Annotated in this window: 10 protein-coding genes; 3 read left to right on the plus strand and 7 right to left on the minus strand. The window is 38.3% G+C overall.

Annotation, left to right across the window (positions count from 1 at the left end; translation table 11 throughout):
• A partial coding sequence (locus tag ACY65O_RS04330) for a hypothetical protein (RefSeq protein ID WP_462219621.1) occupies window positions 1–262 on the plus strand: 262 nt, incomplete at its 5' end.
• Between the two features lie 264 nt (window positions 263–526).
• On the opposite strand, the gene cysM is transcribed toward ACY65O_RS04330, so the two are convergent.
• Window positions 527–1408: a cysteine synthase CysM gene (cysM, locus tag ACY65O_RS04335; RefSeq protein WP_462219622.1), complete on the minus strand. Its 882-nt coding sequence runs from the start codon at window positions 1406–1408 to the stop codon at window positions 527–529.
• Between the two features lie 152 nt (window positions 1409–1560).
• On the opposite strand from cysM, the gene ACY65O_RS04340 reads away from it, so the two are divergent.
• On the plus strand, window positions 1561–2769 hold the full coding sequence (locus tag ACY65O_RS04340; protein WP_462219623.1) for a peroxiredoxin family protein: 1209 nt from the start codon (window positions 1561–1563) through the stop codon (window positions 2767–2769).
• 461 nt (window positions 2770–3230) lie between these two features.
• Here ACY65O_RS04340 and ACY65O_RS04345 read toward each other — a convergent pair whose 3' ends face one another.
• The 6 genes from ACY65O_RS04345 to ACY65O_RS04370 are packed head-to-tail and all read right to left on the minus strand — an operon-like array spanning window position 3231 to window position 10748.
• Window positions 3231–3848: a gluconate 2-dehydrogenase subunit 3 family protein gene (locus ACY65O_RS04345; protein ID WP_462219624.1), complete on the minus strand. Its 618-nt coding sequence runs from the start codon at window positions 3846–3848 to the stop codon at window positions 3231–3233.
• 19 nt (window positions 3849–3867) lie between these two features.
• A complete protein-coding gene (locus tag ACY65O_RS04350; RefSeq protein WP_462219625.1) occupies window positions 3868–5547 on the minus strand; it encodes a GMC oxidoreductase in 1680 nt (559 codons plus the stop codon).
• Between the two features lie 40 nt (window positions 5548–5587).
• Window positions 5588–7264 carry a GMC oxidoreductase gene (locus tag ACY65O_RS04355; protein ID WP_462219626.1) on the minus strand — a complete coding sequence of 559 codons (1677 nt, stop codon included), beginning with the start codon at window positions 7262–7264 and terminating at the stop codon, window positions 5588–5590.
• A 60-nt stretch (window positions 7265–7324) separates the two neighbouring features.
• Window positions 7325–8215, minus strand: coding sequence for a hydroxypyruvate isomerase family protein (locus ACY65O_RS04360; RefSeq protein ID WP_462219627.1), 891 nt, complete (start codon window positions 8213–8215; stop codon window positions 7325–7327).
• A 3-nt stretch (window positions 8216–8218) separates the two neighbouring features.
• A complete protein-coding gene (locus tag ACY65O_RS04365; RefSeq protein ID WP_462219628.1) occupies window positions 8219–9448 on the minus strand; it encodes a nucleoside permease in 1230 nt (409 codons plus the stop codon).
• A gap of 7 nt (window positions 9449–9455) precedes the next feature.
• On the minus strand, window positions 9456–10748 hold the full coding sequence (locus ACY65O_RS04370; RefSeq protein ID WP_462219629.1) for an MFS transporter: 1293 nt from the start codon (window positions 10746–10748) through the stop codon (window positions 9456–9458).
• 209 nt (window positions 10749–10957) lie between these two features.
• On the opposite strand from ACY65O_RS04370, the gene ACY65O_RS04375 reads away from it, so the two are divergent.
• Window positions 10958–12075: Gfo/Idh/MocA family protein (locus ACY65O_RS04375; protein WP_462219630.1), on the plus strand; the 1118-nt coding region annotated here is incomplete at its 3' end.

The raw sequence follows: 12075 nt of genomic DNA on the forward strand, positions 1-12075 counted from the left end.
AATTCAAAAGTATAAGTTGACAGACAAAAAGCAAATCCGCCATTTTTCTAAGTATGTCAATAAATACAACTCGACTGAAGTATCCGACCGAACTATTTGTTACTATTCGAGACCTGTCTTTGACAATTCAAAAACATTTGCCATCGTTCAATGGGACAACGGACACAGCTATCTTGGCGGCGGCGGTGGTATTATGCTTTATCAATTACAGAGCGACAAAACCTGGAAAGAATTTGGCGTAATTCTTAACTGGCGACATTAACTGCCACCAACAAAAGGTTCTTTCCGTTCCGCCGGGGTCTTCACCGCCTGGCAATGAGCATAGCGTGAGACCCCGGCGTTTAAAAGAGCTTTAAAGTTTTATAAAGCCGCTCTATAAATAATTGCTACAATTTTGTAAATGAAGAACTCAGCGTAAAAAAATTTGAAGAGTTTTCATACGCCGGGGTTTCATGCTCACCCACATGAGCCATGGGATGAAAACCCCGTCGGGACATAAACCCGTCATCACAAAATTATTTTTATTTCAATCAAACAAATCACTACTCAAATACCTGTCCCCTCTGTCGCAAACAATAAAAACAATTACCCCAGCTGTTAATTCTTTGGCTAATTCAATAGCTGCATGTGCTGCACCGCCGCTGCTCATGCCACTAAAGATAGCTTCATCACGGGCTAATCTTTTTGCCATAACACGGGCATCTTTTTCTGCAATTTCTATTATACGGTCCACACGGCTGCGGTTAAATATTTTGGGTAAATAAGCTTCGGGCCATTTGCGTATGCCGGGGATTTTAGCGCCGTCCATTGGCTGGCAACCCACGATTTGTACAGCAGGGTTTTGTTCTTTTAAATATTTTGACACCCCCATTATTGTTCCGGTTGTGCCCATGGCAGAAACAAAATGTGTTACCTGTCCGTTAGTGTCTTTCCAAATTTCGGGGCCGGTAGTTTTGTAATGCATGTTGGGATTATCCTCGTTACCAAATTGATTAAGCATGTGGTAACCGCCTTTTGCAACCTGTGCATTGGCATAATCAATGGCGCCTTCCATTGATTTTTCTTTTGGTGTAAGTGTTACTGTAGCACCAAAAGCTTCCATCGTTAAAACTCTTTCTCTTGTTGCATCTTCGGGCATCACCAATTCTATCGGCACATTAAATAAACTTGCAATCATGGCTAATGCAATGCCGGTGTTGCCGCTGGTGGCTTCCACCAAAGTAATGCCGGGTTTTAGTTCGCCACGGTCTATTGCGCCTTTTATCATGCCGTAAGCGGCCCGGTCTTTTACACTTCCGCCGGGATTGTTACCTTCCAGTTTTCCATAGATAATTACGTTTTTATTGGGATTAAGTTTTTTCAATTCTACCAATGGAGTATTGCCTACCAAATCTAATATGCCTGACATAATTTTATTTTTACCTGCACAAAATTATACAGAAATAAAATCATTCCAGCCAATAAATAAAAACAGTCTATATAAATGATAGATTTTTAACAAATGCCTTTTTTTATTTGATGGGGGTAACGGTATCTTTGTTTTTTAAACAAACCTGCAGCATGAAAGTTTTACTGGCGTTAATTTTATTGAGTGCAAGTCCGGCAATATTTGGCCAACAGGGTTGGTGGAGTGCAAAGTTGCAGCGCAACGATGGCAATGCCATTGTTTTTACGTTTGAATGGAAAATAGAAAAAGGCAAACCCGTTTGGTATATCCATAACGCAGCAGAAAAAATAAAGGTTGATAATATAACTGCAGCCGGTGATTCAATAATTGTTCAGATGCCGGTTTTTGAATCGCAGTTCCGGGTGGTGTACAGTAATAAAAAAATAACGGGTGTTTGGCTGAAGGGCGGCAGTGTAAAAACACAGTCCATCCCTTTTGTTGCAATACCCGGTAATAAAAGATTTGATGCCTTAACCAAAAGCACTAAAAATATTTCGGGAAGATGGGCTGCAATATTTGCCAGCGCAAAGGCCAGCGAATTATCGGTTGCAGAATTTAAACAAACGGGTAATAAAGTAACGGGTACATTTTTAAACCCCACCGGCGACTACCGCTATTTAGAAGGCATTGTTACTAAAGATTCTATATTACTCAGTTGCTTTGATGGTGGCCATGCTTTCTTATTTACTGCAAAGGTGGGAGGCAATAATAAAATTAGTGGCGGTACTTTTTTTTCGGGTGCTACTTATAAAGAAGGCTGGTCTGCAGTAAAAAATGCTGCGGCAAAAGTTTCGGAAGAATCAGTAGCCATGTATGTAAAACCCGGCGAAGAGAAATTACATTTTACGTTTAAAGACCTGCAAGGCAAACCTGTTTCCATAAACGGTGATCAATTTAAAAATAAAGTAGTGGTAATACAATTAATGGGCAGCTGGTGCCCCAACTGTATGGATGAAACTGCTTTTTTAAGTGAGTACTACAATAAAAATAAAAATCGTGGTGTAGAAGTTATTGCGCTGGCTTACGAGTACAGTACTAATTGGGAACGCTCTGTAAAAAGCCTGAAAAAATTTCAGGAGAGATTTAATGTGCAGTACACTATTTTAAATACCGGTGTTAGCGTTGGCGATAGTTTGCGTACCGAAAAAACATTGCCGGAGCTAACACCAATCAAATTTTTTCCTTCTTCTGTAATTATTGATAAGGCGGGAAAAATCAGAAAATTAGATACAGGTTTTAACGGTCCTGCAACAGGCAATCATTATCTTATTTATAAAAAAGAATTTGAGGGAATGATTGATAAGTTATTGAAGGAAAATTAATGTATATCCTAATTTAATTTTAATGAATGTTATTGAACATATATACGCAGCAATAGCTTTTATATTACAGTAGTCTTTTTTCTTTTCTTTTTTTGTGGAAAAAAAGAAACAAAAAAGCCACCCGAAAAAGATTACATCAATTAGACATTGAAAGAATACTGTCAGCCTTGGGCTTGTAGAAGGCGGCTTTAAATAAGGCACCGGCTTCGACAAGCTCTGCCTGACACGACAATGAAATCGAAATTTTGTCATTTGCAAAGAGCTTGATTTTTTTTATGAGTGCCTCAACCTGACATTTTTTTTAATCGGACAGATATTCAATGTTTAATTTGTATTAGATCCCTTTTTCGGGTAGGTTCTTCAACATTAAGGGATGCAATAGGTATATTCTTACAATAAATACAAAAATACAAATGCCGTTCGAAAAATTGAACGGCATTTCTTTATAACAAAAAATATTTTTAAATAGCCCAGGCCTTATCACCTTTTTTATAAGGTAAGTTGCCATCGTATTTTCCAGGGATGGGTACCCAGCGCAAGGCTTGCTTACTTCCAATTTCTGAACTGAAATATCCCCACAAAGTTAATTGCTTCATCATGGTGTAATAATGTGATGGAGCGCCAACAAAATTGGGATCCATTTCTTTTTTAGCTTTTTCTTTTGCCGGTTTGTCCTGTTCATCCCTCTTAGCATTGTAATCTTTTGCTTCTTTTTCTAAAGCAATTAAAAAAGATTTACGTTGCTCCGGTGTGCTGTCCATAAAAGATTTACCGTTGGCTTTTTCACAAGCGGCATTTAAGCCGGCAAGGCCATCACCGAAAACTTTTTGCTGGGCTTCGGTATAGCAGTCAGTAACAATAGTTTTCATAAACTCGCCAATCTTTGTGGCTTTTGCACCCGGTGTAGCTGTAGCAGGAATAATAGTTTCTCCCACTTCATCCAGCAATGCAATATTATCGACAGAAAAAGTTGAAGCATCTGCTGTTTTAGATGTACATCCCGATAAGAATACATCGCCACCAATTACAACACCGCCGGTTAATACGGCAATCATTTTTAAAAGTTCCCTGCGTTCCATAATTTTTATTTTAGGAGTATTATAAATTTTGTTTTTTTAATTGTTCAACTGCATAGTTAGCTGCCCTTGCAGTAAAGGCCATATAAGTAAGCGATGGATTTTGACATGCAGAAGATGTCATAAATGCGCCGTCGGTTACAAACACATTTGGTGCATCCCACACCTGGTTATTTTTATTTAGTACCGATGTTTTAGCATCGCTGCCCATACGTGCTGTACCCATTTCGTGAATGCCATGACCCATCGCATGACCACTATCGTAGGTATTTATATTTTTTGCACCGCCTGCTTCAAGCATAGCTACAATGTCTGATAAAATATCTTTCCGCATCTTCATCTCATTTTCTTTTATCTCTGCATCCATTGATAAAACCGGCAAACCCCATTTATCTTTTTTAGTTTTATCGAGTGTTATTTTATTTTCATGATAAGGCAAAATTTCGCCAAAACCAGTTGCACCCATTTGCCAAGGCCCCGGCTCGGTTAATGCTTCTTTTAAATCTTTTCCAATATTCATTTCAGCAATTTCACGGCTCCATCCGCTGCGGCTTGCTGCGCCCTGGTATCCAAAACCACGTAAATAATCTCTTTTATCTGTTCCTACATTGGCAAATCTTGGAATATAAAAACCTGCCGGCCTTCTGCCATAATAATATTTATCCTCGTAACCCTCAATTGTTCCTGATGCTCCTAAATTGTAATGATGATCCATAATGTTATGCCCTAACTCACCGCTGCTGCTGCCTAAGCCATCTGCCCACACATCAGTTGCAGAGCGCATTAATATCCATGCAGAATTTAATGCAGATGCACACAGAAAAACTATTTTAGAATTAAATTGATATGTTTTGTTATCCTCTGTATCTAAAACTTCTACGCCTGTTGCTTTCTTTTTATCCTTATCGTACAATACTTGTGTTACTAACGAAAAAGGGCGAACTGTAAGATTGCCTGTTTTTAATGCTGCCGGATAAGTGGATGATTGTGTACTGAAATATCCGCCAAACATACATCCTTCCCAGCAACGGTTTCTAAACTGGCAACCGGGTCTTTCGTTATGCGGCACTGTAATATTTGCAACTCTTGAATTAATAAGATGCCTTTGCCCTTTAAACTTTTCTTTTATTCTTGCTGCAACATCTTTTTCAACAAAATTTAATGGTACTGGCGGTAAAAATTGTCCATCCGGTAAATTGGGTATGCCTTCAATTGATCCGCTAATACCTGCAAATTTTTCTACATAATCATACCATGGTGCAATTTCACTATAATTAACCGGCCATGGTATTGCAATGCCATCTTTTGCATTGGCTTCAAAATCCATTTGGCTCCACCGGTAACTATGCCTGCCCCATAAAACCGAACGGCCGCCAAAACGGTAACTGCGCCACCAGGTAAAAGGCTTTACTTCGGTGTAAGGATTATCCTTTTCATTTGCCCATGCATCCATTACCTGCTCTGCTGCAGCCCAACCACGGTGAATAACGGGATAATCTTTTTTTTGCTGCTCGGTAGTTTTTCCCCGGTGTTCAAACTCCCACAGTTCTTTACTGGCGTTTTTATAGTCTTTAATATGTTCGTGTGGGGCACCCCGTTCCAGCAACAATACTTTCAACCCTTTTTCACAAAGTTCTTTTGCAGCCCAGCCCCCGCTTATGCCCGAGCCAACTACAATTGCATCAAAAGTATTATCTGCCATGTTAATTAATTAATAATGGTTAATAAAAATGAATAATGATTTAAATATTTCCTTTCTTCAATTCTTTTACGGCATAATCGGCTGCCCTTGCAGTTAATGCCATGTAAGTAAGCGATGGGTTTACGGAGCTTGCACTCGTCATGCAGGCGCCATCAGTTACAAATACATTCATAGCATCCCATACCTGGTTGTTGCCGTTTAGTACAGATGTTTTAGGATCTCTGCCCATACGTGCTGTACCCATTTCGTGAATACCCTGCCCTACAGCATAACCAGCATCATAAGTACGTACATCTTTTAATCCTGATGCTTCCAGCATTTCTTTTGCATCGTTCATCATATCTATCCGCATCTTTTTCTCATTCTCTTTTATCTCCACATCAAAATCAAGCACGGCTAAACCCCATTTATCTTTTTTAGTTTTGCTTAATGTCATTTTGTTACTGTGGTAGGGCAGCATTTCTCCAAAGGCTGTTATGCCCATTTCCCAATTGCCAGGTTCAGCTAATGCGTCTTTTAATTCGGCCCCAAGTGTAAACTCTGCCACATCTATTCCCCTGCCACGGTGAGCACTACCCTGGTAACCAAAACCACGCAGGTAGTCTCTTTTATCCCCATCTACATTTCTAAATCTTGGAATATAAATACCCGTTGGCCTGCGGCCGTAAACATATTTATCTTCAAAACCTTCTACGCTTCCATTTGCACCCAATCTGAAATGATGATCCATTATATTATGCCCCAATTCGCCGCTGCTGCTGCCTAAACCATCAGGCCATATATCAGTAGCACTGTTCATTAATATCCAGGTGCTGTTAAAACTTGATGCACAAAGAAAAATAACTTTTGCATTGTAAGTATATGTTTGATTATTTTCTGCATCAATCACTTCTACACCTGTTGCCTTTTTTGAATTTTTATCGTAAATAAGTTTGGTAACAATTTTATTTACTTCCATTGTAAGGTTACCGGTTTTTCTTGCAGCAGGTAATGTGGCAGATTGTGTACTGAAGTAGGCACCAAACGGGCAGCCACGCCAGCAACGGTCACGGTACTGGCAATTAGTTCTGTCGTTATGCGGCTCGGTAATATTGGCACTGCGACCAATAAACATGTGCCGCTTACCGTTATAATGTGTTTTTAGTTTTCCAGCAATATCTTTTTCCACTACATTCATTTCCATTGCAGGCATAAATTCTCCATCAGGTAATACATCCAACCCTTCTTTACTTCCCTGTATTCCGGCAAATTTTTCTGCATAACTGTACCACGGTGCTAAATCATCGTAACGAATTGGCCAGTCAACAGCAATGCCTTCTTTTCCATTGGCTTCAAAATCCATTTTGCTGTGGCGGTAACTTTGCCTGCCCCACATCAGCGAACGTCCGCCAACATGAGACCCCCTGAACCAGTCCATGCGTTTTGTTTCTACATATGGATTGTCTTTATCGCTTGCCCACATACCCATAGTAGATTCGTTTAAAGGATAATCTCTTTTTATAACCGGAAAATCTTTTATCATCTGTTGTGTACGGCTGTCACGATGAGGGAATTCCCAGCTTTCTTTTTGAGCATTTACATAACCTTTTATATGCTCAATATCCGGTCCTCTTTCCAGCATTAAAACTTTAAGCCCTTTTTCGGTAAGTTCTTTAGCGGCCCATCCGCCACTGATGCCGGAGCCAACCACAATTGCGTCGTAAGTATTGTCTGCCATTTTAAATTGTTTATTTGTTAATTAGTTTAATAGTTAATTAGTTTTTAGAGTAGTGCACCCTTATACATCACAAAGCTTCACTGCTTTTTTTAATGCTTTTATTTTATCTTCTTTTGTTGTTGCAGTTGGAATAAATTCCTGGGCTAAATATCCTTTAAAGCCGGTATCTAAAACTGCTTTTATTATTGCAGGATAAAACAATTCCTGCGTTTCATCTATCTCGTGCCTGCCCGGTACACCTGCTGTATGATAGTGCCCAAAGTATTCATGATTTTTTTTAATCGTTGCGATAATATCCCCTTCGCTTATTTGCATGTGATAAATATCGTACAAAATTTTAAAATTCGGAGAGCCCAGTCTTTTGCAAAGTTCAATCGTCCATTTGGTATTATCGGCCATATAATCCGGGTGATTTACTTTGCTGTTAAAAACTTCTATCTGGATTATTACGCCACGTTTTTCTGCTAATGCCATAATCTGTTTCAATCCATCCACACAGTTTTTTAATCCTGTTTCATCATCCATCCCTTTTTTATTGCCGCTAAAGCAAATTAAGTTTTTATAACCGGCATCAGCAACTAAATTTATATGGTCGGTATAATTTTTTATTAATGTGGAATGATATTCAGTATGATTCCATCCTTCTGTTAAACTAATTTCGGCACCATTGCACATAGATGAATCCAGGCCGTGGCTTTTTAAAACATTCCATTCTTTGGGGCCAATTAAATCAATTGCTTTTAAGCCAATTTTATTTGCCACAGTACATAATTCATCCAGCGGTAAAAAATTGTATGTCCACCTGCAAACGGAGTGGTTGATGTTACCTTTTAATTTATACATTTCATCATTATTATTAACCGCTAAAGATGCAATTGGATTGGCAGCAACTGCAATTGAGCCAACAGCTAATTGCTTTAATAATTTTCGTCTTGATGATTTATTTTCCATTATTTAAATAACATTTTCTTTTTTTTCATCTTTAAAAAAAACAGCAAACAATAAAAACACCCCTGCTGCAATTGCAGAAGGAATTAACCATATCATTTTATAATCAAAAACTTTTTCAGAAATTTTATACGCATCTGTTATTTTACCCGCTATTGCAAAACCAATCAGCATACCAATACCATAAGTAGCCAGTGTAATTAAGCCCTGTGCCGCACTTTTATATTTTTCACCTGCTTTGGAATTGGTATAAATCTGTCCTGATACAAAAAAGAAATCGTAGCAAATACCATGCAATGCAATTCCAATGATCAGCATAAAACTTAATTGGCCAGCGTTACCATAAGCAAACAATGCATAACGCAGTGCCCATGCAAGCATTCCCACTAAAATTGTTTTCTTAAATCCATATTTTGTAAAGAAAACCGGAAGCAATAATAAGAAAAGCACTTCGGATATTTGACCGATCGTCATTTTGCCTGTTGGATTTTCTACCCCAATGTTAGAAAGAAAATTTTGTGCGTTGACGTAATAAAAAGCTAAAGGAATACATATAAGAACAGAGGCTATAAAAAAGATTGCAAAATTTTTATCTTTCAATAATTTCAATGCATCCAAACCAATAATCTGACTTAGACTTATTTTTTCGCTTGTATTTTTTTTAGGTGGAGTTTTTGGTAGAGTAAAACTTAATAGCCCCAATATCCCAGAAGCAATTGCTGCCATTAGAAAAGTATTTTTCAATAACCCATTTGCTAAATTAGATTTAGAATCCCAATGAAAAAGATAGCTGATGAGTAACCCTGCAACAATCCATCCGATTGTACCCCAAACACGAATGCTTGAAAATTCTTTTTCGGGATCTGTCATTTGATTAAACGATACAGAGTTTACCAAGGCCAGTGTTGGCATATATAAAATCATATACACTAAAACGTAGGGATAAAAATTAGAAATGTCTGCTGCACCATACATCCGGTACATCAGCACGGCACCTGCTATATGTAAAAAGCCCAATATTTTTTCGGCATTTATATACCGGTCTGCAATTAGTCCAATTATAAATGGCGCAATAATAGCACCCCATGATTGTGTAGAAAATACTTCACCGGTTTGAACACCGGACGCACTAAGATTATTTGCCAAAAATGCCGCCAACGTAACAAACCACGATCCCCAGATAAAAAATTCCAGGAACATCATTGTAGAAAGTTGTATGCGGATGATTGATCTCATGTAATTATTAATGACTCATATTTGGTTGCAACACCTGTTGCTTTCTGTTACGCATATAAAAAAATAATCCTGCAAAAGCGGCTATTAGAATTACAGGAATAATTAAAGTGGTATTAATAATTTCCGGGCCTGCTGTTTTATTTGCTTCTGCCAAGGCAGCTTTCATTGGTTCAGTTGCTTCGGGACTGTTGTATAATTTTAAATCAGCACCCGCCGGAAGATGTGCAGCAATTTTATTATCGTAAACCCCTCCCATAAAAATTGTATATACCGAAACTGCAAACATACCTGCGCCGCCCATTAAGTTTAAACCAACTGCACCGGTTTTAGGCAAATTTTCTGCAACAAAACCAAGCATGGTTGGCCAGAAATAACAAACTCCCATTCCAAAAATTAATGCACCAACAAAAACCATATTACCACCCGAATGCCCTAAGATATATAAACCAAGAGTAGCTAAAATTGCAGACATTAATAATACACCCTGCGGAGCAAGGCTGTGCACTACCGGGCCGGCAAAAGCACGCCCAATAGCCATAATACCCGTAGATACTGCAAGGATGAGTAAAGAATTTTTAGTTACATTATTTAACAGCACGCCTATCCACTGACCAGTAAATAATTCTGTTATAGCTGTGCCAAACATACAAACAATCATAAAAATAAAGAGGGGGCTTGCCAATGCTTTATACATGCTTGCGGTAGAAACGCCGCTTGCAACCCTTTCCGTAACCGGAAATTTTTCTTTCAAAAAAAGAAACCCATATAAAAAAGCAGGGATAAGCATTAATGCAACCTGTATCTGCCAGTTAATTCCCTGTTGGCTTAAAAAATAAACTATCAGCGACCCAATTACTATACCTCCGGGAAACCATAAGTGAAAGTGATTTAATTTGGTTGTTTTATTATCGGAATACAAGGCAGTTACTAATGGGTTGCAGGCGGCTTCCACTGTTCCGTTTGCAATACCAATAAGTAATGTGGAAATAAATAATGCCCAGTAAGGACTGCCAAAACTTCCTGCAAAAATGGTTAACAGAATTCCTGACAGATGAAAGATAAAAGCCATTACCAGCAACTTTTTCATACCAATAATATCTACAACCATTCCCCCTATAATTACAGCAAGAGGAAAACCCCAAAAAGCTGTTGCAGTGATAGTGGAAATTTCAGATTTATCTAAATTAAATTGGGTACCCCAGGTACCTAATAATCCGGCACGGATACCAAATGAAAGAGAGGTTACTAATAGCGCCAAACAGCTGGCAACAAAAAGTTTGTTTCGGTTAATAGCTTGCATATCGATTTTTAAAGCGGTAAATAATTACATCGTAAATATAATTTTTATACTAATCAAAAAATCAAATAATAAAAAAAATGTTTTATCGCAACCGTTTGCGGTTGCTATTTTTTAAAATTAATAGCAATAACTTTAATAAATTTTTTATTTTTAATTTTAAATAAAATCCCCTTCATTAAAATAGTATCACTATAACTTAAAATAATATTATGCAAAGAAAATTAAGAATGGCAATGATTGGTGGTGGCAAAGATGCTTTTATTGGCGGAGTACACCGCCTTGCCATGAATATGGATGGCCAGGTGGAACTGGTTGCCGGGGCATTAAGTGTAAATCCGGAAATTGCTTTAGACTCCGGTAAATCTTTATTTTTAGAAGAGAGCAGAATTTATACCGATTATAAAGTGATGCTGGAAAAAGAAGCCACCATGCCTGCTGATAAAAAAATTGATTTTGTAACTATTGTTACACCCAACTTTGTGCATTTCGATCCGGCAATGATGGCATTAGATAAAGGTTTTAATGTGGTGATTGAAAAACCGATCACTTTTACTTTAGAGCAGGCCAAACAAATAAAAGAAAAACTGGATGCTACAGGTTTAACTTTATTATTATGCCATACTTACACCGGTTACCCCATGGTAAAGCAGGCTAAACAACTATTAAAAGCAGGTTCGTTAGGAAAAGTGAGAAAAGTTTATGTGGAATATCCGCAGGGATGGTTGAGCACTTTGTTAGAAAGTACGGGACAGGCACAGGCCAGCTGGCGCACCGATCCTAAAAAAAGCGGCAAGGCAGGTTGCATGGGTGATATTGGAACGCATGCTTTTAACATGGCAGAATATGTTACGGGTTTGCAGGTAACAAAAATTTGTTCCAATTTAAATATTGTTGTAGAAGGCAGAATGCTGGATGATGATGGTGCTGCATTTTTAAAATTTAATAATGGTGCTACCGGAGTTTTAATGGCTACACAAATTGCTGCCGGCGAAGAAAATAATGTTAAGATAAGAGTGTATTGCGAAAAAGGCGGACTGGAATGGAAACAGGAAGATGCCAATACTTTATTGGTAAAATGGTTGGATAAACCAACTGAAATTTACAGAACTGGTGGTGCATACAATTCTTCTTTTGCTGCACACAACACCCGAATTCCTGCCGGGCACCCCGAAGGATATTTAGAAGCCTTTGGAAATTTATACCGCAACTTTGCATTAACGGTAAGGGCAAAAATTGATGGCGAAAAACCAAAAGAAGAATGGCTTGATTTTCCGGGAGTGGAAGAAGGGATACGGGGAATGGCGTTTGTGGAAAATGTGGTAGCATC

Source organism: Ferruginibacter sp. (genome assembly GCF_031430955.1).
Classification (GTDB): Bacteria; Bacteroidota; Bacteroidia; order Chitinophagales; family Chitinophagaceae; genus Ferruginibacter.